Source organism: Segatella baroniae DSM 16972 = JCM 13447, from assembly GCF_000426585.1.
In the GTDB taxonomy this organism is placed as follows: Bacteria; Bacteroidota; Bacteroidia; order Bacteroidales; family Bacteroidaceae; genus Prevotella; species Prevotella baroniae.
The window spans coordinates 56,015-82,248 of record NZ_AUFQ01000013.1 but is presented as its reverse complement, the minus strand read 5'-3'; the positions used below and the strand labels follow the sequence as shown (position 1 = coordinate 82,248).

The following is a 26,234-nucleotide window of genomic DNA, read 5'->3' as shown; positions in this document are numbered from 1 at the left end:
ATGTCCGAATCCATCGGCGCTCCTCTCGTAAAACAAGCAAAACACGAAACAATGAAAACTCGTCTTGCCCTGTTTTTCTTTCTTCTATGGACCCCGGCACTTGTCGGTGGCGCATGGGCGCAGCCCTTTTCGTTACAACTCCGCCCACAGCATTCCTTCCATCGGAGTGTCCCCCATGGCAACTACAGTGGAATCACCTATCTGGGGCGTGATTCATACGCCGTCGTCGACGACAAGTCACCCACCGACGGCTTTTACATGTTCACCATCACACTCGACTCTCTGACGGGCGAGATACGACAAGTGAGGCGCAACGGGTTTCGTTCCTCTTCCTTGCCCAACCGCGACGGCGAGGGAATAGCCTATCATGCGCCGACAGGACGGATTCTGATGTGCGGCGAAGCAGACAACGAAATACTGGTCTATGACACACTCGGACATTTCTGCGGCGAGCGTTTGCCACAGGCAGACGTCCATGGGCGCCTGTCCGCCAACGAGGGATTGGAGTCTCTTTCATGCTCGCCGGACGGCCATACGATTTTTACAGCCAACGAGTGCGCCCCATGTTTCATCACGACCTACAGCGCAGATTTTTCTTTAAAGGATGTCTACAAGTTCGACATGGATAAGCCATTGGCAAACAGCCGATTGATTGGTGTGAGTGAAATTTGTGGTTTAAGTGATTCCACCTGCTTGCTTTTGCAACGTGAAATCGTGATTCCCCACCTTAAGATTGGGTCGTCCGCACATTGCAAAATCTATCATGTTACGCTTTTAAAAGAAGGAGAACGCACCGGAACCACATCCAAAAGACTTCTTGCTTCCTGGACGACGCGTCTCAATCTGACCAATCGGTCGTTTGCCAATTATGAAGGTATGTGCCTGGGCCCAAGGCTGACGGGAAACAAGCAGATTGTGATTCTCGTTTCAGACTCACAGGCTGGCTACAAAGGAATGTTGAAAGATTATTTCAAATCTATTGTCTTTGAAGAATGAGGCAGGCCCAGTTTTCTTGATTGAAGCGTCGAATTTCGCGCAATCCAAGCGTTTGCGCCTTTTCCAGAAGCATGGGGATGTCCTCCTGATAGAACCCACTGGCGACGAGATGGGCCTTGCCGCCCATTGCGTCGACATAGCAAGGCATGTCAGCCAACAGGATGTTTCGATTGATGTTGGCGACGACAACCCCGAAAAGACCGCTGATATGGCTGATTACGCTGGCGTCGCCATGCAGCACGCTCATATTGTCGACACCATTGAGCTGCGCGTTGTGCCGGGCATTGTTGACGCTCCATTCGTCGATGTCGAAGCCCACGACCCGCTCCGCGCCCAACTTCGAGGCTGCCAAGCCCAAGATACCGGTGCCACAGCCGCAGTCCAATACGCTTTGATGATTCAGATCGATGGCTGACAAGGCCCTGACCATCATTTGTGTTGTATGATGCGTGCCGGTGCCAAAAGCCTGGACGGCGTCGATACCGATGACGATGCAGCCCGCCGGTTGGTCTATTATGCCATGCTTGGCGTCAAAGACAATGATTTTGTCGTCGATGTTGATAGGTTCGAAGCCCTGCCGCTCCCACTCCTGGTTCCAGTTTTGGTCTTCCACAGCTTCTTTTTGATAAGCTATCTTGACATCGGCTATCGGGAAGTCGGTCAGCAGTTGGTTCAATGCTTCTTCATCGACCAAAGGCTGTTGGGCGAACCCTACAAAACCGTTTTCTGAGTCTTCAAAGGATTCGAAGCCACATTCGGCGGACATGTCTGCCAGCAAATCTTTGGCAGGTTGAAGCTTTTCGGCACTGCAATCGAATAAAAAACGGAAGCTGAAATATTTCATTTGGTGTCTTGTTAATTAAGTTTGCAAATTTATAAAAAATAGGGATAATCCTATACAAGATTAGGGAAAATCCCTATATTTGCAATGACTTTGGATTTATTTTTGCATCAAAGACCAGCAATTAAGTAAAGGAGATGGAATTATGAGAAAAGTGTTTTTATTCTTTATCCTGCTTGGAGTCGTGCCATTGAATTTAGCGGCACAGGATGACGATGTCTACTTCATCCCTAAAAAAAATGCTGCAACGGCAAACTCCAGCAGCCACGATACGAGAAACCGGCCGACTTATTATGCCGGCAGCAACCGAGATGTTGACGAATACAACAGGCGTGGGAACCACTGGAGCCATTACCAGAAAATCGGTACAGACCGGCAGGGCAACGACATCATCGAGTTCAAGAAGGGGAGCGGCATTTATCCCGACTCCATGTATATAGATACGACCTTCGTGGGTAGGTATACGGATACGATTCTGGATGGAGACGACGACTTCAGCTATGCCGACCGCATGAGGATGTGGGACGGATTCTACGACCCCTGGTATTACTCCTATCGCCTGCGCAGCCCTTATTATTGGAACAGGTTCTATGGATATGGCTGGAACGCCTGGTATGGTTGGCCTTACGCCTACCGCTGGCCGGGCTATTACGGCTGGTATGACCCATGGTATTATCCCGGCTGGTACGGTTGGGGCTATCCCTATTACGGAGGTTACTGGGCCGGCTATTGGGGTGGCGGCTATTGGCCATACCACCACATTGCGGTATCCCGCCATGACGGCCCTGCCGGATGGCGCAGCTACAGCTTTGGCAATCGTGCAGACGACCGGCAGCGTGGAGGCAGGCGCTCGTTCTCGCCCCGTTCGGATAACAGCATGTTCCGGTCACGCGACTATACAAGGGACAGTGGCGTGAACTCAAACGTCTTCAGAGGCAGAAACGGTTCGTTCACAGGCAGAAACGAAAGCCCGACAAGAAGCTACACGCCGACGCCCTCGTTCCCGTCGGGAGGTGGTTTCGGGTCGAGTGGCGGCAGTTTCGGCGGCGGAAATGCCGGTGGAGCACGCAGCGGAGGCAGCTTCGGGGGTGGCGGCGGACGCTTTGGCCACCGCTAAGCGGCTTGTCAATCATCAATCATATTATAGAAGGGAAACGAATTTATGAGAAAACTATTGATATTCTTGGGAGCTTGCGGCTTTGCTGCAACTCCCGCTTGGGCCCAGGAAACGTATCAGGACACCAAGATGGTCGACAACGACCTGAACGGCACCGCCCGCTATGTGGGCATGGGTGGCGCCATGGAGGCCTTGGGGGCCGACATTTCCACAATGGGAACCAACCCGGCGGGCATCGGCCTGTTTCGAAAATCACAGTTGTCATTGTCCGGAGGCTTGATGACGCAGCAGGACGCAAGCAACAAACGGTCTGCCTACGGGTCTGACATCAGTATTGACGGCAACAAGACGAATGCCAGTTTTGACCAGATTGGCTTGGTGTGGGCACGTAGGACGGGGATGAACTCCTGGCTCAACTTGGGTTTCAATTACCACAAGAGCCGCAATTTCGACCAGCTGCTCACGGCGGCAAACCAATTGTCATACGCTTCTCAGAACAAACAGACTGTCAGAAAATACCAGTATGGCACGAGTCTGAACAACAAGGACATGGCCAGCTATATGTGGAATGCCGTGGATGCAGGCTATAGCAAGCTGCTGCAATATCGCAATGTCGATGAGGAAGGGAAGCCTGTTGACCAGTATGCCTACATGAATGCGACCGACTACCTCTTTGCGCAATACCAGAAGGGGTATATCGGAGAGTATGACTTCAATATCAGCGGCAACATTCAGAACAGAATCTACTTGGGACTGACGCTGGGCATTCACGATGTGCACTATCATTCGAACAGCATTTATGGTGAGAACTTGGCCAACAAGGGCATTGCCGGCTCCGGAGAGCAGCTTTCCATAAAAGGTACAGGCTATGACATCAAACTTGGAGCCATCTTCCGCCCCTTCGAACTTTCGCCTTTCCGCATTGGCGTCTATGTCAACACACCTACATGGTATGACCTGACCCTGAAGGGATGGGCGATGGCGAGTTTGAATGGTCTGAAGGATACGGACGAAAAGAACGGCCCCAACAATGGATCGGTTGAGAATTACGCATCGTTGGACTACAAGCTCTACACGCCTTGGAAGTTCGGCGTAAGTCTGGGTCATACGGTGGGAAACTATCTGGCCCTCGGCGCCACCTATGAATACGCCGATTACAGCACGATGGACAATCGTGTCATTGACGGAGGCTATTACGACTACAATCCATATACCGGATATGACTATTATGAGTCAAGTTCCTCGGACAAAGCCATGAACGCCCATACCAAGGAAACCTTGAAGGGAGTCTCCACCCTGAAGCTCGGCGGCGAGTTCAAGGCAACTCCCGAGATTGCGGTAAGACTGGGGTACAACTTCGTGTCACCGATGTTTGACAAGAATGGTTACAGAGACGGCTCGATACTCTCACAAGGTTCGGCCAACGCAACGTCAACCGATTACACCAATTGGAAAGCCACGCACAGGATTACGGCGGGCTTGGGATTCACTTTCAGCAAGTTCTTTGCGGACGTGGCCTATCAGTATAGCGCAACGAACGGCGACTTCTATCCGTTCATGCCCTACTATGACAATCCAAGCAGTTCCCAACCATCTGTAGAGGACAATCTTCCGACGATGTCGAAAGTCAGTTACAAGCGCCATCAACTTCTTCTTACATTGGGCTATAAGTTCTGACTTAGGTTGCCTCTTGGCAATGGACATGTGTGCTCCAATGGTTGCGACAACGCTTCCATTGGAGCTTCTTTTTTGATGATAAAGAACACGGAGATTGTCTGCGGCTTTTCACCATGTTCAAAATGAAGTTTGAAAGGGGAGACTGCATTTAATATGATTTTATTTTGCGCAGTATTGATAAAATATTAATTTTGCAAGGAATTACGTAAACATAAGAACCGCAATGAATCTAAAAGTGCGTTTAGCCATCATGAATTTCTTGGAGTTTGCAGCCTGGGGCGCTTACTTGACATCGATGGGAACTTATTTGGTGAATATTGGAATGGCTTCACAAATAGGTTGGTTTTATGCCGTTCAAGGAGTAGTTTCTATTTTCATGCCTGCTTTGGCTGGTATTGTGGCCGACCGCTGGATTCCGGCGCAGCGCATGTTGGGCATTTGCCATCTTTTGGCCGGTCTCTTCATGTTCTCCGCAGCCTATGCGGGCTATACGGATAATGCGAATTACATTTTCCCGTTGTATTCCCTGAGTGTAGCGTTCTATATGCCGACGCTGGCTCTGACAAATTCTGTGGCCTACTACGGACTGACAAAGGCCGGCATGGACACGGTGAAGGATTTTCCGCCCATCCGTGTTTTTGGCACCATCGGTTTCATCTGCATGATGTGGTTTGTCGATTTGATGGGATTCCAACCCAATCAGAATCAATTTGTCGTTTCGGGAGCGGTCAGCATGCTGCTGTTTTTATATACATTCTCGCTTCCGCATTGTCCAATCAGCAAGAGCAACGGAAAGAAAAGTCTGGTCGATGCCTTTGGTCTTAGGGCCTTCGCGCTGTTTAAGCAGAAAAAGATGGCCATCTTCTTCATCTTCTCGATGCTATTGGGGGTGAGCCTGCAAATCACGAATGGATTTGCCAATCCGTTCATCACGTCATTCAAGAGCATACCGGAGTATGCCGACACGTTCGGTGTGCAGCATGCCAACATCTTGATTTCATTGTCTCAGATCAGTGAGACCTGCTGCATCTTGTTGATACCGTTCTTCATGAAACGATTTGGTATCAAGAATGTCATGCTGATAGCCATGTTCGCGTGGGTGTTGCGTTTCGGACTTTTCGGCGCAGGAAATCCCGGACCGGGCGTATGGATGTTTGTCTTGTCCATGCTGGTCTATGGCGTGGCCTTCGACTTTTTCAATATCTCCGGGTCACTCTTTGTCGACCAATCTACCGACTCTTCGTTGCGGTCCAGCGCGCAGGGATTGTTCATGTTGATGACCAATGGCATTGGCGCAACCGTAGGAACGCTGTCGGCCCAGGCCATCGTCAACGACCGCACCATCAATGGAGTGACGGATTGGCAGGCTTGTTGGTTTATCTTCGCAGGTTACGCCCTAATCGTTTGCTTGAGCTTTGGCGTCATGTTCCGTCCTAAGAAAAACATGAATGAAAATAAAGTTGCATTATAAATCCATCTCCGAAGTTGTCGGCGTCGATGATGTCGGACTGATAACGTTGCTCGACGAGTACGAGCATCGTCAATTGAATATCGTCTGCGACAAGTTTGTCGTCGATCAGATTCAGTTGCGCGACATGGGACAAGACCTTGACAGCCACATGCTGCTGCCCGAGGCCCTGCTGGCGTTGTTGCATCCGACGGAGGAAGGCAAGGCATTTGAGATTTTCATTTCATCGGTCCACAAGGGAGAATATGTAGCAGAGTTGCGCATGGAGAATGACGGCCATGCCGTTAAATTGCGTGCGCCGGACGCCGTGCTCCTCTCCATCATCACACATCAACCCATTCTGATAGACGAACGCTTGATGAATTTTCAAAGCGTCCCTTATCAGCAGCACTCCAAGTCAATGGCTTTACCCATCAACACGCTGAGCTCCAAGATGATTAGGAAGTCGCTGGAAAAGGCCATCGAAGAAGAGAATTATGAGTTGGCGTCGCAGTTGCGTGACGAACTTAATTCGCGAAAGGATGAAAGAAGTTAGGTATTTTTATGTGCCTGACGCTGCTGCGGGCATGGAACTGCCTGCCGACGAGGCTATGCACGCCGCGAAAGTTTTGCGTCTGCATGCCGGCGACACAATATTTCTGATTGACGGCAAAGGATGTTTCTACCGAGCCGAGTTGGATATGGTATCCAACAAGCATTGTTTTTATCATCTTGTAGAAACACTTCCACAGCGCAAAAGCTGGCAGGGGCACATCCATCTGGGCATTGCGCCAACCAAGAACATTGACAGAATAGAATGGATGTCCGAGAAGGCGACAGAGATAGGATTCGACAACTTGTCATTCGTGCGTTGCGCCTATTCGGAACGCACGGTCATTCGGCGTGACCGTATAGAAAAGGTGGTGGTGGCAGCAGTGAAGCAGAGCCGCAAACCCTATGTGCCAGAGGTCGGCGAGCTTGTTTCTTTCGATGATTTTATCCATCATCCCCTATCGGGACACAAGTTCATCGCCCACTGCTACGACGAACTACCCAAGACGGAATTATACAAGGAGCTGGACGCATTGTCACCGGATGATGACGTGACAGTCCTTGTGGGGCCGGAAGGCGATTTCTCCATCGACGAGGTAAAGGCGGCCATGGCCTGTGGTTTCAGACCTATATCTTTGGGACAAAGTCGATTGCGGACAGAGACGGCAGGTTTGGCGGCGGTCATGATGTGTAATCTTAAAAAGCAATTCGTATGAGAAGAAGCAATCTCTGCCTGTTCATGAAAGGCTGTTTGACGGCAATGGCAGCCATGCTGGTTTTGGTCTCCTGCCATGATTCCGATTATTTGAATGCAATTCCATCTGAAAGTACTGCTTTGATGTCGATTGACATTTCAAAACTTGACACGAAACAGGCTGCGGCTTTCATGCAGCTTCTTCCCGAACAGGATGTTGCAAAGAGCGGGGTGGACTTTTCAAGGAAACTTTATCTGTTTGAATCGCCCGACGGAAACCTTGGGCTCTGCTGTAAGGTGAAGAACTCAGGCGAAATCGCCGCGTTCCTCGGAAGTATGAAATCGACAGTCGTGTCGCCAATGGAGGAGTACCGAGGCGCACACTTTGCCGTCATTAAAGACACATGGGTCGTTGGTTTCAACGACCGAAGTTTCCTTTTGATGGGCCCCGTTTCGGTCGAGGGGCAGAAAGTGTTGCGACAGCAGATGGCCAAGTATCTCGATCAGGATGAAGAACAAAGCATCGCCGGCAGTCGCATCTTGGCCAAGTTGGACAGTATCGACAGTCCGGTGGCGCTTGTCGCCCAAGCCCAGGCTTTGCCCGACAAGTTGACAGCTCCATTCACTTTGGGGGCTCCGAAGTCTGCCGACGCTTCGCAGGTCATCATTGCTGCAAAAATGAATGCCGTCGACAAGGTGCTGATGATAGAAGGGGAGACGTTTTCGTTTAACAAGTACATCAACAACGCATTGCAAAAAGCTTACAATGAGTACCTTCCAATCACAGATAAGTTTATTGCCAATGCTTCAGCTCCTCATTTCTTCTCTATATTCATGAATGTGGATGGAAGCAAGTTCATCAATCATCTACATGACAGCAACATGCTGATGGGACTACTTGCGGGTATCAACACGGCCATCGACATGGACAATATCATCAGGAGTTTTAAAGGCGATATGGTGATGGCGATACCGAGCTACACCGACAATCAATTGCAATTGGCCATGGCCGCCCAACTGGGCAGTCATCAATGGCTTCAGGATGTGGCCTATTGGAAAAAGTCGTGTCCGCCCGGTGGCAAGATTCTGGATTGGCAGAAGAATGCCTATTATTATAAAGGTGGTGACACTTCCTACTATTTTGGTGTCACTCCCTCCAATCTATTCTATAGCGGCAGCAGCGCCACTTTGGCCCAATCGACGTTGAACAAGGCGGAGACGCCCTTGTCACCGACGGTTGCGGAGCAGGTCAAAGGAAAAAAAGTGGCTATGGTTGTCAACTTGAACGCCATCGAGAACGACAAGGCTCAACTGGCAAGAGACTTTCTGAAACCTGTTTTCGGAGACTTGTCCACGATTGTATATACATTAAAGTAATGGATCGAATCACATTCAACACCGTCGTTCCACAAGTATTTTCTGCACAGACAGCACCTTTGGAGTCTGACGTATGGAATAAGGAGGCGGTGTTTCAAAAAGGTAAACTTTATTTGTTGGAGGCAGACAGCGGAAAAGGAAAGAGTTCCTTCTGCAGCTATATCCTCGGCTATCGACATGACTATATCGGACAGATACTGTTCGACGCACAGCCCATAAATGAGTTGAAGATTCGTGATTGGACAGACATTCGCAAACAACATCTAAGCCTGTTGTTTCAAGAACTCAGGCTCTTTCCCGAGTTGACGGCATTTGAGAATGTCCAGATAAAAAACCGATTGACGGGATTCAAGCCGCGGATGGCTATTGTCGCGTGGTTTGAGCAGTTGGGGATAGCAGACAAATTGGATGTTCCTATCAGATTCATGTCCTTCGGGCAGCAGCAACGTGTGGCAATGATGAGGGCGCTCGTCCAACCTTTCGACTTCATTGTAGTGGACGAGCCCATCAGTCACCTGGATGACAACAACGCACGCGTCATGGGTGACATTCTCATGAAAGAAGCACACGAGCAGGGTGCGGGTGTCATCGCCACCAGCATAGGAAAGCACATGGATTTGCCGTATGACAAGATTTTAAAGCTATAATCGACGCGAGATGAGTATTGTTTGGAAACTATTGCGACAGCATATCAGCATGCCCCAGCTTGGCGGATTCATCTTTGCCAATCTGTTCGGCATGCTCATCGTTCTTTTGGGCTATCAGTTTTATTTGGATGTTGTACCCGTTTTCACGGCCGAAGACAGTTTCATGAGACAGGGCTACCTGATCGTCAGCAAAAAAGTAGGCACAGCCGGTACGATTTCGGGTAGGGCAAATACATTCAACCATACAGAAATAGACGAACTGCAAAACCAGAAGTTTGTCGCCAAGTTGGGCGTGTTCACAAGTACAGGCTACAAGGTGCAGGCTGCCATGAGCGTCAACGGCGTGAACATCGCCAACACGGAGCTTTTCTTTGAAAGTGTTCCCGACGACTTCGTCGAGGTGGACAAAAGCCGGTGGCACTACAAAGCGGGCGACAAAGTCGTCCCCATCATCTTGCCCAGGACTTATCTGACGATGTATAATTTCGGCTTTGCACAAAGCCACAGCCTGCCCAAGCTCAGTGAGGGACTGGTTGGAATGATAGATTTTCGCCTGTTCATTCAAGGGAACCATCATGAGGCGAACTTCCAAGGCAAGGTCATCGGCTTCTCAAGCAGATTGTCCTCCATCCTCGTGCCACAGTCATTCATGGATTGGAGCAACGACTATTTCTCTCCCGGGCAGAATCAGGAACCAACACGCCTAATTGTCGAGGTGGGCAACCCTTCCGACATGGGCGTCTCAAAATACTTCGACAAGAAAGGCTATGAGTTGGAAGACGACAAGCTGAACTCGGAGAAGTCCATCTATTTTCTCAAACTAATCGTGTCGATGGTGATGGCGGTGGGGCTGACCATCTCTGTCTTGAGTTTCTACATTCTCATGTTGAGCATCTATCTCTTGGTGCAAAAAAACTCCGAAAAGCTTGAGAACCTCCTGCTTATCGGCTACAGTCCTGGTGCCGTGGCCCGGCCCTATCAACTGCTGACGCTGGCGCTCAACACCGTGGTACTGACAGTTGCATTGGCGGTCTTAGCCCTTGCACGGAGTTATTATATGGATATCATCCAAACGCTCCAGCCCGATGTAAACGACACATCCATGTTGCCGAGCTTTGCGATGGGGCTTGCCTTGCTGCTGCTTGTCACAACCTTGAATGTCATCGTTGTTCGGCGGAAAATACTTAAAATATGGTTTAGAAAAGACTAATTTTCACTGCTTTGTAGTTCTCTTTTGTGAAATTTTACTTAATTTTGCATCTGTATCATATTAACTGGGTTTATCCCCTCAATTTATTCATTAAATTTCAGTTAAAGTTTATGCAAAACAAATTGCATTTTTTAATGGCAATCATGCTCTTCTTTGCTACCAGCATGATGGCCCAAGTCACAACTTCAGGCATCAATGGCAAGGTGCTTGCCGGCGGTGAAGATGTCATTGGGGCAACAGTTACTGCCGTCCATGTGCCTTCCGGTACGACTTACAACAGTGTTACCAACACGAGTGGACGTTTCAACATCCAAGGTATGCGCGTAGGTGGCCCCTACACCGTAACGATTTCCTACATCGGCTATAAGAATGATGTCCGTTCAAACATCTCCTTGAACTTGGGTGAGAATACGGTTATCAATGCCGACCTCAAAGAAGACGCTCAGGTTTTGGGCGAAGTTGTCGTGTCGGGTGTTGCCGGCAAAAGTGGAATGGGCGCTGCTTCCAGCTTCAATCAGAAACAGATAGACAACACGCCTACCATCAACCGCAGTGTCTATGATGTGGCAAAGCTCTCTCCACTGGTCAACGCCTCCAAGATTGGAGGACTTTCCATCGCTGGGTCGAACAACCGTTACAACTCTTTCCAGATTGACGGTATGGTTTCCAACGATGTATTCGGTCTGTCCAGCGGCGGCACAAACGGTGCCCAGACCGGCGCGAATCCCATCTCCATGGATGCCATCGAGCAGATTCAGGTCGTAGCTTCTCCGTTTGACGTTCGTCAAGGTGGCTTCACCGGTGGTGGTATCAACGCCATTACCAAATCGGGTACCAACACGTTCCGTGCATCTGCCTACACCTATTATACAGATGAGAACATGTATGGCACCTGGAGCCAGATGCTTGACAAGAAGCAGAAGCTCGACGACCAGTCTACCAAGACGCATGGTGCTTCTTTGGGTGGTGCCTTTGTAAAAGACAAGGTTTTCTTCTTTACGAATTTCGAATATAAGAAAAGCACTTACCCTTCGTCATATTTCCCCGGCTACAAGTCGGATTACATCACTGACAGCCAGGCACAGGAGGTGATGGACATCTACAAAAAGTACACCGGCGTACAGGAAAGCAAGGCTCGCCGCTCGCTCGACACCCGCTCCATTTCCGCTTTGGCCCGCTTGGACTGGAACATCGACGACAACAACAAGTTCACCTTCCGCTATCAGCTGAACGACTCTTACAAGGATATCTACGCCGCAGGTGCGACTAAGTATTATTTCGCCAACAGCGGCTATCGCATGAACAACCGCACCAACTCTTTCGTTGCCGAATTGAACTCTCGCTTGAATGACGCGCTCTACAACGAAGTCCGTGTCGGCGCCACCTACGTGCGCGACAATCGTGGTGTAGCCTATGGTGCTCCAACCATTGAAATCAAAGGCTTTGGTGAAAAGAATGGACAAAGTGCTTATATTGGTACAGAATTTTATTCTGGTGCCAACACGTTGGACCAGGATATCTATACCATTGAGGACAATTTGACCTGGTCAACGGGCAATCACAGCATTACTTTCGGTACGCACAACGAGTTCTATCGCATGCAAAACTTGTTCATTCAGGGAAATAATGGTGCTTACTATTATGAGTCTTTGGATGATTTCAAGAACGACAAGGCCTCGAAGTTTGTTTACAATTATTCCGACGTGGCTTTGACAGGCTCGACCAAGTGGGCCGGTATTGTGGAAGCAGCCCAGCTTGGTTTCTACGTGCAGGACAAATGGGACGTCAATACAAACTTGAACCTTACTTACGGCTTGCGTCTGGATATGCCGATGACCATGAGTCATCCGACAGCCAACCCAGAGTTCAATGCCAGCGAATACGCAAAGAATTTTGGCGTAAAAGTTGGTGAACTCCCTTCCACCAAGCTCATGTTTTCTCCCCGTTTCGGCTTCCGCTGGTACATGGATGACAGCCACAAGAACTTGATTCGTGGTGGTGTCGGTCTCTTCACAGGCCGCGTTCCCTTCGTCTGGTTGTCCAATGCTTGGAACAGGACAGGCATGGAAATGAAGGGCACGACGATTGAAAAGAAGAATGTACCTTCTTTGAGCAAGTATGGTGTAGACGCTTATGCCGCAGCGATGTCTGCCGCGGGGAAAGCCTCCAAGCCCGAAATCAACACCATTGGCAAGAACTTCAAGTATCCGCAGGTGTTCCGTGCCAACCTGGCTTGGGAAACCACATTGCCCGGCGACGTAAAGATGACATTGGAAGGTTTGTATTCCAAGACTTTGAACAATGTATGGTTTGAGAACCTCGCCATTAAGGACAACGGCAAGCGCGTATATGCAGTGAGTGAAGACGTACCTGCATCCGAAACAACCTATTTCGACACGAAGGCCGGTGACTATTATGCGATAGTGAACTTGAAGAATACGAACAAGGGGTACAGCTATAGCGTCAGTGGCAAGTTGGAGAAGAGCTTTGCCTGGGGACTTGACTTGATGGCAAGCTACACGTTCGGACATTCATACGGTGTGGTTGACGGCACATCTTCTATCGCTTATTCCAACTGGAAGTACAACTATTGTGTAAACCCGAACAACAAGAACGAACTCTCCAAGACGATGTTCGACGTTCCTCATCGCGTCCTCGCGGTGGCTTCCTATTCATCTCCCAAGTATGCGAACGGCCGCTTCTCAACCAACGTTTCCGTAACTTACAATGGTTCGTCCGGCCAACGCTACAGCTTCACGATGAATGAAAAGGTAGATTTGAATGGTGACACACAGAAGGGAAACACGCTGTTGTATATCCCTACAGAGGCGGAACTCCAGAAGATGAACTTTGTCGATACAAAGGTTAATGGCAAGGTTACCATCACGGCGGAAGAGCATAGGCAAGCCTTTGGCAACTGGATTGCCAACAACAGGTACACCAAGAACAATCGTGGCAAATATTCAAAGCGCAATCAGGCTGCAGCTCCTTGGGAGAACCGCTTCGACGTACACTTCGCACAGAGCTTCTATTACCTGAAGGAGCGTGGCAGCAAAGTGGAATTGACAGTGGACATCCTGAACTTTGCGAACATGCTGAACCATGATTGGGGTACGAACTATGCACTTGCCTATAATGAAACCATCTTGAAAGTGGAAAAGCTCACAAACAACAACGGCAAGTACACTCCTTCTTATACATTCCTCGGCTACTCGCCAAACAAGAGCGACATCTACAGTCGTTGGCAAATGCAAGTTGGTCTGCGGGTGACGTTCTAAACTCCACATTCCATTTGACATGAATCGAGTAGGAGGGAAATGACCTGGGGTCGTTTTCCTCCTACTTTCATTTTCCGACCTCTCACACCATCGCACTTGCGATTCCGCATACAGCGGTCCCCTTGCACTTAACGTAAAAAGGCCAAGGCCTTCGGCCTAGCTCTCCACCACCCAAGCTTGGGCAGGGCAGCTCGCTGCGCTCGCACCCCTGCTCTAAAAAGACCAACCGCCAAGGCGGTAGTGCGCAGTGCACCATGGCTATGCTCCTATGAACCGCCTGACACTGTTTACTTTACACTCTCCAAAGATGAAGAAAAACCTTGTGTATCAGTGTCTGACTGATGAAATGTATATGGCTCCAGATGGATTGATGAAATACCGAATACAGGAAGTGGAATTTACAAAGGAAGTCGGTCAAATTGGCCGATTGGGAATAAAAGAACTGGCAAGACACGAAACAAGGGCTTGGATTGAACGCAATCCAAGCCCTTGTCGTTGTTTGACCGGCATGTGACTCCTATGATTGTCTTGTGCCCAAAATGGCAGGCTGGGCGTCAATCCAACAATGTAGAGGAACGAACGCGCGAGAGCGTCTCCGGGGTCATCTGCAAATAACTTGCGATGTAGACCAAGGGTGCCCTGAGCACGACTTGAGGCATGAGCTTGCACATCTTCCTATATCGGTCTTGCGCGGTTTCAAATCGAACCAAGTCGGCATGCACCTGTGAAAGGATCAGGCTCTCTTCAAGAATCTTTCTATATAGAATCTGTATGTTGACATTGTGGAGCGCCACGCTTTCCAGACGCTTCTTGGGGAGTGCGTAGACAATCGAAGGTTCGATGGCCTCAACCTGAAGTTTCGTAGGCTCCTCTTTGAAAAGGCTTTCGATACACATGAAGATTGTATGGTTTTCGCCCAAATGCTCGGTCACCTCTTTGCCATTCTTGAAATAGAATTGGCGAATCAACCCCTTGTCAACATAATAGATACTGTCACAGATTTCACCTTCTTTGAGTATCGGCTGGTTCTTGTTGAACTTTATCGGAACGAGAATACTCTCCAACAAGTCAAGTTCCTCGTGTGTCATCGTGCTATACTTCCTGGCCAGTTCCCGGGCAATATCTCTTGTTGTATTTGCTGGTTCTTTCATCACTCCTTTTCTTTTGGATTTTTATAATCGCGTTATAAACAAATAGGCTTCTATGGCGGTTGTCTGTCAATCTAATTTCAGCACAGCCAGGAATGCTTTCTGCGGAACCTGCACGTTGCCGACTTGCTTCATCCGCTTTTTCCCTTGCTTCTGTTTCTCCAAGAGCTTCCTCTTTCTGCTCACGTCGCCGCCATAGCATTTGGCCGTCACATCCTTTCGAACCTGCTTCACGGTTTCCCTTGCAACGATCTTGGCGCCTATCGCCGCCTGAATGGCAATGTCAAACTGTTGACGTGGAATCAGTTCTTTGAGCTTCTCGCACATCCGCCTGCCGAATGCGACGGCATTGCTCTCATGCGTCAGGGTGGATAGTGCGTCCACAGGTTCGCCGTTCAGCAGGATGTCGAGCTTGGCAAGCTTGGATGGGCGGAATGAGTCGATGTGGTAATCGAAGGACGCATAGCCCTTGGAAATGCTCTTCAACTTGTCGTAGAAGTCGATGACGATTTCGCCGAGGGGTATCATGAAATGCAGTTCTATCCTGTTGCCGCTGACATACTCCTGGTTGATGAGCTCGCCACGCTTGTCCAGGCAAAGCTTCATGATGGGGCCGATGAAGGCGCTTGACGTGATGATGGACGCTCTGATATAAGGTTCCTCGATATGGTCGATCATCGTTTGTTCGGGCAATCCGGAAGGGTTGTGCACCTCCTTCGCGTTGCCTTGCTTGTCATATACCATGTATGAGACATTGGGAACAGTCGTGATCACATCCATGTTGAACTCACGGTCAAGGCGTTCTTGGATGATTTCCATGTGCAGAAGACCCAGGAAACCGCATCGGAATCCGAAGCCCAGAGCCACAGAACTTTCCGGACTGAAAGTGAGGGAGGCGTCATTCAGTTGCAGTTTCTCAAGTGAAGCCCTCAGACTTTCATAGTCGTTGGGGTCGATGGGGTAGACGCCGGCAAAGACCATCGGCTTCACTTCCATAAATCCTTCTATCGCCTTGCTGCATGGATTCGCCACCGATGTGACCGTGTCGCCGACTTTTACTTCGGTTGCCGTCTTGATTCCGCTGATGATGTAACCGACTTCGCCCGCTTGCAACTCGTTTTTAGGAACCATGTCCATCTTCAACACGCCGACTTCATCGGCTACATAGTCCATGCCCGTGTTGAAGAACTTGACCTTTTCGCCCTTCTTGATGACACCATTCACAACCTTGCAAAGTACGATGATGCCTCTGAAACTATTGAAGATGGAGTCGAAGATGAGAGCCTGGGCCGGCTTTTCAACGGTGCCGGTGGGATGGGGGATGCGTGCAACGACAGCTTCCAAAATCTCTTCGACCCCCTCGCCGGTTTTTCCGGAAGCACGGATGATGTCTTGTCGGTCGCAGCCAATCAAATCGACGATTTCATCTTCCACCTCGTCGGGCATGGCGTTGGGCATGTCGATTTTGTTGATGACCGGTATGATTTCCAAATCATGGTCAATGGCCATGTAGAGGTTGGAAATCGTCTGGGCTTGAACGCCCTGGGTGGCGTCGACAACCAAGAGCGCGCCTTCACAAGCCGCGATACTGCGTGAGACTTCATACGAAAAGTCTACGTGTCCCGGAGTGTCGATGAGGTTCAGAATATATGTCTCCCCATTGCGGGCCTTATATTCCATTTGGATGGCGTGGCTCTTTATGGTTATTCCTCGCTCACGTTCAAGTTCCATATTGTCCAGCATCTGCCCCTCGGTTATTTGAATCGTTTTGGTGTATTCCAACAACCTGTCGGCCAGCGTAGACTTCCCATGGTCGATATGGGCAATGATACAGAAGTTTCTTATATGATTCATCAATTGTATGCTTTGAATTGCAAAGTTACTGAATTTAATTGATTTGTTCTCTGCTGCAAATGATAAAATTCTTTTAAACCTTGCCAGTTTCTTAAATAAATAATAACTTTGCTTTCAAATGATTATGAAAATGAACAAATACTTTAATTTGGCAATTTCGTGCTTGCTGTTCATCGCTTGTGGGCATGAGAGTTTGGAAGACAGGGCAAGTCGTGAGGCGGCAGAGTTCACAAAGAAATACTGTCCAACGCCCGTCTCCAACTATACACGGACTGACAGTGTGGCATTTAACAAGGCGACTCGAACTTATACTTACTATTGTTCCTTCTCCGACAAGTTTGACGACCAACGCATCATCAATCAGAACTACACAAAAATCAAGGATGGGCTCGCGAAAGGAATCGGCGACAATACAAATCTAAAGGTATATAAAGACGCGGGGTTCAATTTCCAATATATCTGTCATTCGACAAAGAACCCCAAAATGGTGTTGTTCAAAATGATTTATACGCAAAAGGACTATAAATGACAGGCAGGGGCGATTCGTCGAAACGAATCGCCCCTGCCTGTCATAGCATGAAGATTTCTAAAAAAACAACATGCTTATTTCGTATACAAGAATCGCTTAATGCTCTTCTTGGGTGTCTTTTCAAACTCTTCTTCGTGTATTCTTATGGCACTCAACTTGCAATATGCCGGCAACACCGCATTGAGGTCTTGCTTGTTTTGCTCCATCACTTTATCCAAATCATCCTGGTTCAAGCCCATGACCTTGGCTTCATCAAAGTCGGGGAAGACGAGTCCGACGAGTTTGTCGCCTTCTTGTATGACGACACTTTCAACGACCATCGGCATGGAATTCAGCTGATCCTCGATTTCTTCAGGATAAATATTCTGTCCATTGGCACCCAAGAGCATGTTCTTGGAGCGGCCTTTGATGAATACATTGCCGTCCTCATCCATCATACCCAGGTCTCCTGTGTGGTACCAGCCCTCGCTGTCAATTGTTTCACGAGTCGCTTCTTCGTTCTTGTAGTAGCCTAACATCACGTTGATTCCCCTTGCCAGAATTTCGCCGGGTACATTCTTCGGGTCAGGACTGTCGATTTTCACTTCCATGTGTATGACAGCCTTGCCGCAGCTTCCTGGGACAAAGTCTTTGTAATCCGCATAACAGATGATAGGGGCGCATTCCGTGGCCCCATAGCCAACCGTATATTTGAATTTCATGCTGTGCAGGAATTTCTCCACTTCCTGGTTGAACGCGGCCCCGCCGATGATGACTTCATAGAACTCATCGCCAAACGCATGCGTGACTTGCTCGCAAATCTTCTCGCGCACCTTCTTATTGACAACAGGCATGTTGAGCAAAATCTTCATCTTGTTGTTCTGTATCTTCGGGAAGACCTTTTTCTTGATGATCTTTTCTATCACCAACGGCACGGCGATGATTACCTTTGGCTTGACTTCCGCAAACGCCTGAGCTATGATGGCAGGGCTGGGGATACGCGTCAAATAGAAGATGTGGCAACCTTTCAGAAACTCGAAAATGAACTCGAAGGCCATGCCGTACATGTGGGCCATGGGCAGAATGCTGATTACACGGTCACCTCTCTGAATCTGTTTGCCCAATACATGTTGCGCAAAGTCGGCATTGCCCCATACCGCCCGATAGGGTATCATCACACCTTTGGAGAATCCGGTCGTACCACTCGTATAATTGATGAGTGCCAAATCCTCCGGCGATTGCTCTATATAGTAGTTTACATGCTCTTTGCGGAAATACTTGGGATATTTCTGCCCGAAGATTGCATTCAGATGTTCGCGGGCATAAGTGAGTTTGTCCGTTCTGGAAACCACCAACGAATAGTCCGGTATATAAATGATACCTTCAAGCCCAAGCATTTTCGTGGGGTCAATCTGCGTAGCCACGACATCCCCTACAAACAGCAATTTGGCCCCACTATGATTGACTATGTTGTGAATCTGGTCTGCGGTAAACTCATGCAGAATGGGCACGGCGACAGCACCATACGTCAATGTGGCCAGGAAAGCAACGGCCCAGCTGGCACTATTCCTACCGCAAAGCGCGATTTTATCACCTTTGACAACCCCACTGTTCTCAAACATGATGTGGAGTTTCTCGATTTTGCGTGCTACGTCATGGTATTGAAGAGTTGCACCCTTGAAGTCTGTTAATGCGTCAAGTTCCCAATTGTCGATGATGGTCTTTTGTATTAACTCATTAAAACTAGGCACATTTTCCATAATTAATGAATTTAAATGATGATGTTGTTTTATGTATGTCTTTGATGATGACTAATTAGTTCTTCACTTGATAAAGATACCGCTTAATGCTTTTCTTCGGCGTCCTTTCAAATTCTGTCTCATGGATTCTGATTGCCGACAGCCTGGCAAAATGGGGGAGCATGGCGTTGAGGTCGTTGCGGTTATGCTCCATGATTCCCATGACATCCGCTTCGTCAAACTCCAGCGATTTGATTTCCTCATAATCCGGATAAACCAAACCTATGAGCTTGTCGCCATCTTGAATGATCAGGCTCTCGCTTACCAGCGTCATGGAGTTCAACTTGTCCTCAATTTCTTCAGGATATATATTCTGCCCATTGGCTCCAAGGAGCATATTCTTGATTCTGCCGCGTATGAACACATGTCCGTCAGCACTCATTTTGCCCAAGTCGCCCGTATGGAACCATCCGTTATCGTCCAAAACAGCCTTTGTTGCCTCGTCGTTTTTATAATAGCCGATCATGACATTGGTGCCACGGGTGACGATTTCGCCCGCCTTACTCTGTGGGTCGTCACTCAAGATCTTCACTTCCATATTGGCCACGGGAGTACCACAACTGCCCGGCACGAAATCAGTCCAATCCGTAAACGTAATCAATGGAGCGGTCTCCGTTGTGCCATACCCCACCGTGATGGGAAATCCGATACTCGACAAGAAGGCTTCCACCTCCCTGTTAAGGCCGGCTCCTCCCACGATAATCTCATAGATTTTTCCGCCAAACTCGGCTTTCACTATCTCGACAAGGCGTTCTTTTATCTTCTTGTTGAGCACGGGAATATTCAGCAGGAACTTGACCTTGTTCGTTTCCAACAGTGGGAAAATCTTTTTTCTGATGATCTTCTCGACAATCAAGGGAACGGACACCAACAGGGCGGGCTTTACTTCGGCACAAGCCTCGGCTATAAACGAAGGACTCGGGAGCCGTGTCAAGAAATAAATGTGGTTGCCAAAACAAAACTCGAAGAGAAATTCGACAAGAAGTCCATACATGTGTGCCATGGGGAGGATGGAAAGGGCATTCCGATTGTTCTTGTCCAGCTTTGTGCCGATGGCTTCCATTACATAATCGACATTGCTGACAAGCGTCCTGTAAGGAAGCATCACGCCTTTGGAGAACCCGGTCGTTCCACTGGTATAGTTGATCATTGCCAGATCCTCGCTGCCATCCCTATAATATGCAACATGCTTTGGTCTGAAATACTTGGGATATTTCTGACCGAAAATAGCGTTCAGATGTTCCCTTGCATATGTCAGCCTGTCACTTCTTGACTCTATTAGTGAAAAGTCGGGAATATAGACAATGCCTTCAAGTCCGGGCATTTCTTCCGCTTTAATCGCCGGAGCTGCAAAATCACCGACAAACAGCAATTTCGATTCTGAGTGATTTACGATGTGATAAACCTGTTCGGGAGTGAACTCGTGCTGGATGGGAACGACCACGGCACCATAAGTAACGGTTGCCAGAAAAGCTACCGCCCAATGAGAACTGTTGCGTCCGTACAACGCGATTCTATCACCTTTCTCTATTCCTCCATGTTCAAACAGAATATGCAGCTTTTCAATCTTGCGGGCTACGTCATGATATTGTAGCGTGATACCTTGATAGTCGGTAAGGGCGTCTTTGTCCCAATTACTTAAAATGCTTTGTTCAATATATGAGTTGAAACTGGCTATTGATTTCATTGCACAATCTTTCGTTTTCTGTGCAAAGGTAACATGTTCCTTGCGCAAAGCCAAAAGTTTTGTGCAGAAAATGGCAATTAACTCAGAATAAACTTAATCTATATTGCAAAATTATCCGCTTTGTAACGGCTATTGTCCTATTTTGCCGTACTATTCATACCGCATGCTCTTGGAAGGGTGAATATGAGATATGAGAAAACTTGGAGCAATCAGTACAAAGACACTGATTAACAGGGTGGCAAGATTCAGCAATATCAATAGTGGAACGTTGATTTCTATAGGCACTACGTTCACGTAATAAATGGAAGGGTCGAGCTTTATCAGACCAAAGACTTTCTGCACGAGAACCAGCCCCAGACCGACGACGTTGCCGATGAGCAGTCCCCGACTTATGATAAAGAAAGCAAACCACAAAAACGTATGTCTGATGATTCCGTTGCGGGCACCCAGTGCCTTCAAGACGCCTATCATCGCGACGCGCTCTAATATAATAATGAGAAGACCTGATATCATCGTCACGCCGGCTACGGCAAGCATGAGGGCCAGAATAATCCATACATTCAAGTCGAGAAGGTCAAGCCAAGAGAATATCTGCGGATTGATTTCTTGGATGGTTTTCGAGCTATAGGTCTCTCCATATCCATCTAAAGTCCGGTTTATGTTTTTGATGATGTAGTCTTCCGACAGGTCTATCTGGTTGAAATCCTTTACCGTCAGTTCCGCTCCGCTGGCCTGGTCGTCTTCCCACCCGTTGAGTTTCACTACCGAATGTAAGTCAGTGAAGCAAATGGCTTGGTCATATTGTGCCAGATTCGTTTCATAGATGCCGGCTATCGTGAAGCGTCTCGTCTTTACACCGGCATTCATGTCGATGAAATAGGCAAATATCCTGTCACCAACTTTCAGCTTCAACTTGTCGGCCATAATCTTTGAAACCAGCAGTTGGTTGCTGCTTTTGTTCCCGGAGAATTTCGGTATATAGCCCGATTTCAGGTTTTGATGGATGAAAGTGGTGTCGTATTCCTCGGCAATACCTTTGAACATGACGCCGAGAAAATCTAAATTTGTTTTTAAAATCCCCTGCTTCATGGCAAATCGTTGGACATGTCTTACGCCGGGAACTTTCCGCAAGACACTCAACATCGAGTCGCCCATTTGTATGGGGTATGACTCCGACGTCTGCAAAGTCATGAAGTCAGCTACTTGTATCTGGCTTCCAAATCCAATCACCTTGTTGCGGACGGAATGCTTGAATCCCAATACGACGCAAACCGACACCATCATTACCGCCAGTCCTATGGCAACGCCGGCTGTGGCGATGCGGATGGCAGGGCGGGAAACCTTCTTCTTGTCGTCGCTCTGTTCCTTGAATAGTCTCTTGGCTAAAAACAGCGGGAAATTCATAAACCTTTCTTCAATCTTCGTCTACTCTGCCGGGATAAGTCTCAAGTGCTTTTTTCAAAACAACCAAAGCACGTTCCAGGTCTTCTTTCTTCAGTACGTAGGCTATACGCACCTGGTTGCGGCCTGCCCCGGGAGTCGTGTAGAAGCCGGAAGCCGGTGCCATCATTACGGTCTCGCCTTCGTAATTAAAGTCTTTCAGACACCATCTGCAAAATTTCTCTGCATCATCCACCGGCAGTTTTGCCACCGTATAGAATGCGCCCATGGGAATGGGAGAATAGACACCATGTATTCTGTTCAGGCCATCAATCAGGCACTTGCGCCGTTCCACATATTCGTCATAAACGTCGCGATAATACTCTTCTGGCGCGTCGAGCGAAGCTTCAGCCACAATCTGTCCGATAAGCGGTGGGGAAAGGCGGGCCTGACAGAATTTCATGACGGCCTTTCTGATTTGCTCATTCTTCGTGATGAGTGCTCCGATTCGTATTCCACATTCGGAATAACGCTTCGAAACCGAGTCGATCAGCACGACATTCTGTTCGATTCCTTCCAGATGGCAAGCCGAGATATAAGGGCTTCCCGTATAGATATACTCTCTGTATACTTCGTCAGAGAACAGATAAAGGTCATACTTCTTTACCAAGTCCTTAATCTGGTTCATCTCTCGGCGGGTATACAGATAACCTGTGGGGTTGTTCGGGTTGCATATCATGATGGCTCGTGTATGGTCATTGATCAGTTCTTCAAACTTTTCAACCTTTGGAAGCGAAAAACCTTCGTCAATTGTTGTGGCGATGGTCTTGATTTTGGCACCTGCGCTGATTGCAAAGGCCATGTAGTTGGCATAAGCCGGTTCGGGAACGATGATCTCATCGCCCGGGTTCAGGCAGCTCATGAAGGCGAAGAGCACAGCCTCACTGCCCCCTGACGTGATGATAATATCGTCGGCTGTGACATGAATATCATATTTCTTGTAATAGTCAACAAGTTTTTCCCGATAGCTCAGATATCCCTGGCTCGGTGAATATTCCAACACGGTACGGTCGATATGCTTCAAAGCGTCAAGCCCACATTGTGGAGTAGGGAGGTCGGGTTGACCGATATTCAAATGATATACTTTCATTCCCCGCTTCTTGGCGTCGGCTGCCAATGGGGCCAACTTCCTGATAGGAGACTCAGGCATCTCTATACCGCGTACTGAAATTTCAGGCATTTTAAATGTAATCTTGATTTTTCCGTGCAAAATTAATAAAAAACATAGGATTAAGAGCAGAAAAGCATAAGTTTAACGCAGCCTTTGCATATAAGACGCCATTCTTCAGCATACTCATTCTTAAACACGTCCCGAAAACAACCTGTATAAACGCAAAAGAGGAATTCATACTATGAAATCCTCTCCTCTTAGGGATGACAATTCTGCTGAATCCCAATGTGATTCAGCAGGGATTCGAACCCTGGACCCACAGCTTAGAAGGCTGTTGCTCTAATCCAACTGAGCTACTGAACCAATATATTTTATAAACGTTCTTATTTTGCGACTGCAAAAGTAGTCGTTTTTTTGATAACCACCAAATATTGCCAGTCTTTTCTTATGCTTTTGATATCCTCTAATGTCTCGTAGAGTCAACCAGCAAGTGCAAAAATTAGCTCATCTTCTCGTAAAAGCATTGTTTAGGTGTATCAAAATTCAATTTTTGTCTCGGTCTTGCATTAATTTTCTTCTGTATCTTCATAATTCTTTTATCAGTATAATCATCAAAATTAGCATTTTTAGAAATATACTGTCTGATAAGTTTATTGGCATTTTCTATAGCCCCCTTTTGCCATGAAGAATATGGATCTGCAAAATATACTCTAACCCCTAATGCCTTTGTTATCTCTTGATGTGCAGCAAACTCTGGCCCATTATCCGTGGTAATGGTATGCACATGTTTCTTATATGGCAACAATATTCTACAAACTTGTTTTGCAACAAATTTTGCTTTCTTCCCATGTGGCAGTTTAGCCATAAAGAGCCTATTGGTAGAACGTTCCGTAATCGTAAGGATTGCATGATGATATGAGTCGATGATAAGATCCATTTCGAAGTCTCCAAAACGGCTTCCATCGGCTTGCTTCGGTCTAAGATGTATACCGGTTCTGTTGGCTATAGGCATATACCTTCTTTTTTCAATACACCTGAAATTTGTCTTGGAGACCATTGCTGCTGAACGATAAGTTCTTTAATGCGCCAAACCAAGATATCTGATATTGCACCATTGCGTTTAGTGCGCTCACGCCGCTGCATTGCCTTCTCATGTGCAGCGTGCCAACGGTACTTACCGGATTAATCTTAGGGAGACAGCGGTCTCCTTTTTTCTTTTTGTATTGCTGATTGTGCTCTTTGGAGGCTTCACGCCTCCAGCCGCAAGGCAAACCTCTGTGGTGTTTTTATGGTATTATACCTTTTAACACACCATAGATTTTTGCACTTCGGTTTTGAATCTTCAATGTTTCAGTTGCAGCCTATTGCATGGTTCTGGTGAAAAAAGACATGCCCCATGGAATTTCATTCCGCATGGGGCATGTCCTGTTTGACAAGGTGTAAATCAGTCCACAGCCTTATAGCCCTTGGTGCTGTTGTGTTGCAGCAAATCTTTCAGGCTTTGCTCGTGTCCTCCATTCTGCATGAAGTGTTCTTCCATTTCTTTTTCACCTTCAGCCTCGGCTTCGGAGTGTTCAAAATGAATGGTTTTGTTTTTTAGTTCCGCAATGGCCCAACCAACGATGGCCATTGCAACAAAAAGGATGAATCCTATCAATGCTGTGTTCATAAATCTATTGTGATGTTGTTTTGGTGCCAATGGGAAACAGGAGTCTCCCTTTGGCTTGCAAAATTACGAATTTCCGATGAATAAATCTTGTAAGAAGGAAAAAATATAGGTTATTTTTTTGTAATATCGAAATTAGTCCTATCTTTGTAAAAGTAGGGTTGTTGTCCGCCTAAAGTATTACGTTGAGGCTTTAGCGAGGATTCCCTTCCGAGTTGCAGGGGCATATTCAACCCTTTCAGCTGTAAAATGATTTCCAACCTATTATAAAAGGAGAATCACCATGAAGGAAAAGTGTCATAAGATAACGGATGAGAATTTCGATGAACTGTATGAAGACAGCATTGAAATTGAGCAAATAGATAAGTTTGTATGTGACGAGATAAGCCGACAAATCCATCGGTATATCAAAGGAATGTCAGGTTCAAAAGCCATCATGCTGAAGTTTGAGGAGCAACTTTCCAAACTTTCGTTGCCAGAACGCGAGCATGCACTGGCCCGCTACATCGACTTGAACCGCAAGGCCTTGAGCGGGATGGACTGGAAAATCATCATGACTCGGGCCTCGGCCAACTATTGTGACACCTATTCCTATTGGTTGAAACTCATCAACAATCGACGGAAAATCATCAAATACCTCCACCGTATGAAACAGAAATACATCCGGTTTCACACGGTTTATGAAGAGAATGGAAAGTTCGGCATTAAAGACCACGAGGGCAACGTCCTGGTTCATGCGCTCTATGACTTCCTGCGCACCCCCTATGTGTATGTGGACGACCTTTGCACCATGCCGATCATGGCGGAAAAGAATGGGAGGATGGGATTGATCTTGCCCGACGGAAAGGATACCATCATCGCCGATTTTATCTATGATGACATCCAGTTGCGTGACCAGCCGCCTTATTTTGAAGCGTTTCTCAATGGCAAAGCAACGCTCATCGACCGTTATGGCGGAAAGAAACAAGGCGTCTAAGTTGCTTTTAAGATAAACTTTTCCACGACATGGGCGACTCCATCCTCCTCGTTTGAACAGGTGATGTAGTCGCTCTTTTCTTGTATGTCGCGGGGTGCGTTGGCCGTGGCCACTCCCAAGCCCGCAAATTCCATCATGCTTTGGTCGTTGTAGCCGTCGCCGCAGGACAAAGGCTCGGGCGCGAGTGTCCGTTCAAAAACATGACACGC

Annotated in this window: 21 protein-coding genes, 1 tRNA gene and 2 pseudogenes; 13 read left to right on the top strand and 11 right to left on the bottom strand. The window is 47.8% G+C overall.

Annotation, left to right across the window (positions count from 1 at the left end; translation table 11 throughout):
• Window positions 1-51 precede the first annotated feature (51 nt).
• A complete protein-coding gene (locus tag K334_RS13825; RefSeq protein WP_161625382.1) occupies window positions 52-996 on the top strand; it encodes an esterase-like activity of phytase family protein in 945 nt (314 codons plus the stop codon).
• On the opposite strand, the gene prmA is transcribed toward K334_RS13825, so the two are convergent.
• On the bottom strand, window positions 977-1,840 hold the full coding sequence (gene prmA, locus K334_RS0109245) for a 50S ribosomal protein L11 methyltransferase (RefSeq protein ID WP_025881008.1): 864 nt from the start codon (window positions 1,838-1,840) through the stop codon (window positions 977-979). The two genes, K334_RS13825 and prmA, sit on opposite strands and share 20 nt — an antisense overlap.
• 142 nt (window positions 1,841-1,982) lie before the next feature.
• Here prmA and K334_RS0109240 point away from each other — a divergent pair, with 142 nt between their 5' ends.
• The 10 genes from K334_RS0109240 (at window position 1,983) to K334_RS14835 (ending at window position 14,350) form a co-directional block, all read left to right on the top strand.
• Window positions 1,983-2,954: a hypothetical protein gene (locus K334_RS0109240; protein ID WP_021589732.1), complete on the top strand. Its 972-nt coding sequence runs from the start codon at window positions 1,983-1,985 to the stop codon at window positions 2,952-2,954.
• A 45-nt stretch (window positions 2,955-2,999) separates the two neighbouring features.
• Window positions 3,000-4,631 (top strand): OmpP1/FadL family transporter, encoded by a 1,632-nt coding sequence (locus K334_RS0109235; protein ID WP_027444859.1) that lies wholly within the window; start codon window positions 3,000-3,002, stop codon window positions 4,629-4,631.
• A gap of 223 nt (window positions 4,632-4,854) precedes the next feature.
• Complete coding sequence (locus tag K334_RS0109230; RefSeq protein ID WP_025881009.1) at window positions 4,855-6,102, top strand: nucleoside permease; 1,248 nt, start codon at window positions 4,855-4,857, stop codon at window positions 6,100-6,102.
• Window positions 6,080-6,634 carry a bifunctional nuclease family protein gene (locus K334_RS0109225; RefSeq protein ID WP_025881010.1) on the top strand — a complete coding sequence of 185 codons (555 nt, stop codon included), beginning with the start codon at window positions 6,080-6,082 and terminating at the stop codon, window positions 6,632-6,634. Before K334_RS0109230 ends, K334_RS0109225 begins: the two co-directional genes overlap by 23 nt.
• Window positions 6,621-7,346, top strand: a complete 726-nt coding sequence (locus tag K334_RS0109220) for a 16S rRNA (uracil(1498)-N(3))-methyltransferase (RefSeq protein ID WP_027444858.1) — start codon at window positions 6,621-6,623, stop codon at window positions 7,344-7,346. Before K334_RS0109225 ends, K334_RS0109220 begins: the two co-directional genes overlap by 14 nt.
• Window positions 7,343-8,701, top strand: a complete 1,359-nt coding sequence (locus K334_RS0109215; protein WP_051218717.1) for a DUF4836 family protein — start codon at window positions 7,343-7,345, stop codon at window positions 8,699-8,701. The genes K334_RS0109220 and K334_RS0109215 overlap by 4 nt, the downstream gene beginning before the upstream one ends.
• Window positions 8,701-9,348 (top strand): ATP-binding cassette domain-containing protein, encoded by a 648-nt coding sequence (locus K334_RS0109210; protein WP_025881012.1) that lies wholly within the window; start codon window positions 8,701-8,703, stop codon window positions 9,346-9,348. The genes K334_RS0109215 and K334_RS0109210 overlap by 1 nt, the downstream gene beginning before the upstream one ends.
• Before the next feature lie 10 nt (window positions 9,349-9,358).
• Window positions 9,359-10,558 carry a transporter gene (locus K334_RS0109205; protein WP_025881013.1) on the top strand — a complete coding sequence of 400 codons (1,200 nt, stop codon included), beginning with the start codon at window positions 9,359-9,361 and terminating at the stop codon, window positions 10,556-10,558.
• A 110-nt stretch (window positions 10,559-10,668) separates the two neighbouring features.
• A complete protein-coding gene (locus tag K334_RS0109200; protein ID WP_021589797.1) occupies window positions 10,669-13,836 on the top strand; it encodes a TonB-dependent receptor in 3,168 nt (1,055 codons plus the stop codon).
• A 307-nt stretch (window positions 13,837-14,143) separates the two neighbouring features.
• A complete protein-coding gene (locus K334_RS14835) occupies window positions 14,144-14,350 on the top strand; it encodes a hypothetical protein (protein ID WP_021589488.1) in 207 nt (68 codons plus the stop codon).
• A gap of 40 nt (window positions 14,351-14,390) precedes the next feature.
• On the opposite strand, the gene K334_RS0109190 is transcribed toward K334_RS14835, so the two are convergent.
• Together K334_RS0109190 and lepA are read right to left on the bottom strand one after the other, a co-directional pair.
• Window positions 14,391-14,987 carry a Crp/Fnr family transcriptional regulator gene (locus K334_RS0109190; protein WP_021589485.1) on the bottom strand — a complete coding sequence of 199 codons (597 nt, stop codon included), beginning with the start codon at window positions 14,985-14,987 and terminating at the stop codon, window positions 14,391-14,393.
• Between the two features lie 66 nt (window positions 14,988-15,053).
• Window positions 15,054-16,838: a translation elongation factor 4 gene (gene lepA / locus K334_RS0109185; RefSeq protein WP_027444856.1), complete on the bottom strand. Its 1,785-nt coding sequence runs from the start codon at window positions 16,836-16,838 to the stop codon at window positions 15,054-15,056.
• 130 nt (window positions 16,839-16,968) lie between these two features.
• Between lepA and K334_RS0109180 the strand changes: the two genes are divergently transcribed.
• Window positions 16,969-17,367, top strand: coding sequence for a DUF8479 domain-containing protein (locus tag K334_RS0109180; RefSeq protein WP_025881016.1), 399 nt, complete (start codon window positions 16,969-16,971; stop codon window positions 17,365-17,367).
• A gap of 74 nt (window positions 17,368-17,441) precedes the next feature.
• Here K334_RS0109180 and K334_RS0109175 read toward each other — a convergent pair whose 3' ends face one another.
• The 7 genes and pseudogenes from K334_RS0109175 to K334_RS0109145 all read right to left on the bottom strand — a co-directional run bounded on the left by K334_RS0109175 (window position 17,442) and on the right by K334_RS0109145 (window position 25,052).
• Window positions 17,442-19,106, bottom strand: a complete 1,665-nt coding sequence (locus tag K334_RS0109175; protein ID WP_027444855.1) for an AMP-binding protein — start codon at window positions 19,104-19,106, stop codon at window positions 17,442-17,444.
• 55 nt (window positions 19,107-19,161) lie between these two features.
• The gene (locus K334_RS0109170) at window positions 19,162-20,832 is read right to left on the bottom strand and encodes an AMP-binding protein (RefSeq protein WP_027444854.1); all 1,671 of its coding nucleotides are present in this window, start codon (window positions 20,830-20,832) and stop codon (window positions 19,162-19,164) included.
• 150 nt (window positions 20,833-20,982) lie between these two features.
• Window positions 20,983-22,236 (bottom strand): ABC transporter permease, encoded by a 1,254-nt coding sequence (locus K334_RS0109165; protein WP_025881017.1) that lies wholly within the window; start codon window positions 22,234-22,236, stop codon window positions 20,983-20,985.
• 10 nt (window positions 22,237-22,246) lie between these two features.
• Window positions 22,247-23,452: a pyridoxal phosphate-dependent aminotransferase gene (locus tag K334_RS0109160; protein WP_025881019.1), complete on the bottom strand. Its 1,206-nt coding sequence runs from the start codon at window positions 23,450-23,452 to the stop codon at window positions 22,247-22,249.
• Between the two features lie 219 nt (window positions 23,453-23,671).
• A tRNA-Arg gene (locus K334_RS0109155) sits at window positions 23,672-23,746 on the bottom strand.
• Window positions 23,747-23,882: 136 nt separating this feature from the next.
• Window positions 23,883-24,565 (bottom strand): annotated as a pseudogene (locus tag K334_RS15460) (IS30 family transposase); the annotation flags it as partial.
• 262 nt (window positions 24,566-24,827) lie between these two features.
• Window positions 24,828-25,052, bottom strand: a complete 225-nt coding sequence (locus K334_RS0109145) for a hypothetical protein (RefSeq protein ID WP_021589778.1) — start codon at window positions 25,050-25,052, stop codon at window positions 24,828-24,830.
• Between the two features lie 280 nt (window positions 25,053-25,332).
• Between K334_RS0109145 and K334_RS0109135 the strand changes: the two genes are divergently transcribed.
• Window positions 25,333-26,025, top strand: a complete 693-nt coding sequence (locus K334_RS0109135) for a hypothetical protein (protein WP_021589767.1) — start codon at window positions 25,333-25,335, stop codon at window positions 26,023-26,025.
• On the opposite strand, the pseudogene K334_RS14500 reads toward K334_RS0109135, so the two are convergent.
• Window positions 26,022-26,201: pseudogene (locus K334_RS14500) on the bottom strand (HAD family hydrolase); the annotation flags it as partial. The gene K334_RS0109135 and the pseudogene K334_RS14500 sit on opposite strands and share 4 nt — an antisense overlap.
• Window positions 26,202-26,234: the final 33 nt, after the last annotated feature.

Bases quoted from the DNA above. Each gene is read 5' to 3' on its own strand.
- K334_RS0109235 (WP_027444859.1), top strand. From the start codon at position 3,000: ATGAGAAAACTATTGATATTCTTGGGAGCTTGCGGCTTTGCTGCAACT.
- K334_RS0109205 (WP_025881013.1), top strand. From the start codon at position 9,359: ATGAGTATTGTTTGGAAACTATTGCGACAGCATATCAGCATGCCCCAG.
- K334_RS0109165 (WP_025881017.1), bottom strand. From the start codon at position 22,236: ATGAATTTCCCGCTGTTTTTAGCCAAGAGACTATTCAAGGAACAGAGC.
- K334_RS0109135 (WP_021589767.1), top strand. From the start codon at position 25,333: ATGAAGGAAAAGTGTCATAAGATAACGGATGAGAATTTCGATGAACTG.
- K334_RS0109170 (WP_027444854.1), bottom strand. From the start codon at position 20,832: ATGAAATCAATAGCCAGTTTCAACTCATATATTGAACAAAGCATTTTA.
- K334_RS0109180 (WP_025881016.1), top strand. From the start codon at position 16,969: ATGAACAAATACTTTAATTTGGCAATTTCGTGCTTGCTGTTCATCGCT.
- K334_RS0109160 (WP_025881019.1), bottom strand. From the start codon at position 23,452: ATGCCTGAAATTTCAGTACGCGGTATAGAGATGCCTGAGTCTCCTATC.
- K334_RS0109175 (WP_027444855.1), bottom strand. From the start codon at position 19,106: ATGGAAAATGTGCCTAGTTTTAATGAGTTAATACAAAAGACCATCATC.
- K334_RS0109190 (WP_021589485.1), bottom strand. From the start codon at position 14,987: ATGAAAGAACCAGCAAATACAACAAGAGATATTGCCCGGGAACTGGCC.
- K334_RS0109215 (WP_051218717.1), top strand. From the start codon at position 7,343: ATGAGAAGAAGCAATCTCTGCCTGTTCATGAAAGGCTGTTTGACGGCA.
- K334_RS0109220 (WP_027444858.1), top strand. From the start codon at position 6,621: ATGAAAGAAGTTAGGTATTTTTATGTGCCTGACGCTGCTGCGGGCATG.
- K334_RS0109210 (WP_025881012.1), top strand. From the start codon at position 8,701: ATGGATCGAATCACATTCAACACCGTCGTTCCACAAGTATTTTCTGCA.
- K334_RS13825 (WP_161625382.1), top strand. From the start codon at position 52: ATGAAAACTCGTCTTGCCCTGTTTTTCTTTCTTCTATGGACCCCGGCA.
- prmA (WP_025881008.1), bottom strand. From the start codon at position 1,840: ATGAAATATTTCAGCTTCCGTTTTTTATTCGATTGCAGTGCCGAAAAG.
- K334_RS0109145 (WP_021589778.1), bottom strand. From the start codon at position 25,052: ATGAACACAGCATTGATAGGATTCATCCTTTTTGTTGCAATGGCCATC.
- K334_RS0109200 (WP_021589797.1), top strand. From the start codon at position 10,669: ATGCAAAACAAATTGCATTTTTTAATGGCAATCATGCTCTTCTTTGCT.
- K334_RS14835 (WP_021589488.1), top strand. From the start codon at position 14,144: ATGAAGAAAAACCTTGTGTATCAGTGTCTGACTGATGAAATGTATATG.
- K334_RS0109230 (WP_025881009.1), top strand. From the start codon at position 4,855: ATGAATCTAAAAGTGCGTTTAGCCATCATGAATTTCTTGGAGTTTGCA.
- K334_RS0109225 (WP_025881010.1), top strand. From the start codon at position 6,080: ATGAAAATAAAGTTGCATTATAAATCCATCTCCGAAGTTGTCGGCGTC.
- lepA (WP_027444856.1), bottom strand. From the start codon at position 16,838: ATGAATCATATAAGAAACTTCTGTATCATTGCCCATATCGACCATGGG.
- K334_RS0109240 (WP_021589732.1), top strand. From the start codon at position 1,983: ATGAGAAAAGTGTTTTTATTCTTTATCCTGCTTGGAGTCGTGCCATTG.